Origin of the sequence: Paucibacter sp. XJ19-41 (genome assembly GCF_028462495.1) — a bacterium.
GTDB lineage: Bacteria > Pseudomonadota > Gammaproteobacteria > Burkholderiales > Burkholderiaceae_C > Roseateles_E.
The window spans coordinates 1-299 of record NZ_JAQOWX010000157.1 but is presented as its reverse complement, the minus strand read 5'-3'; the positions used below and the strand labels follow the sequence as shown (position 1 = coordinate 299).

Genomic DNA, 299 nt, shown 5'->3' with positions numbered 1-299 from the left:
CCGGCGCCGGGCGGCCGCGCGGCGCCGGATCCGGCGGCTGTCCTTTCGCCGCGTTCCGAGCCGCTGGCCCTGTTCACGCTGCCCTCGCTGGCCGCGACCTGGCTGCTGCCGCGGCTGCCGGGTCTGCTCGCGCGGCAGCCGCAACTGCAGCTGACCCTGCACACCGGCTATGCAATGCAGAGCCTGCCGCCGCTGCACAGCGCGGTGGCGCTGCGCTTCGGCCAGTTCGAGCGCGCGGGCCTGCGCTGCTGGCCGCTGTGGAGTGACGCGGTGGTGGCCGTGGCCACGCCGGACTGGCT

The 299-nt window shown here is 76.3% G+C and carries 1 protein-coding gene; it reads left to right on the top strand.

Annotation, left to right across the window (positions count from 1 at the left end; all coding sequences use genetic code 11):
* A partial coding sequence (locus tag PO768_RS25875) for a LysR substrate-binding domain-containing protein (RefSeq protein WP_272648346.1) occupies nt 1-299 on the top strand: 299 nt, incomplete at both ends.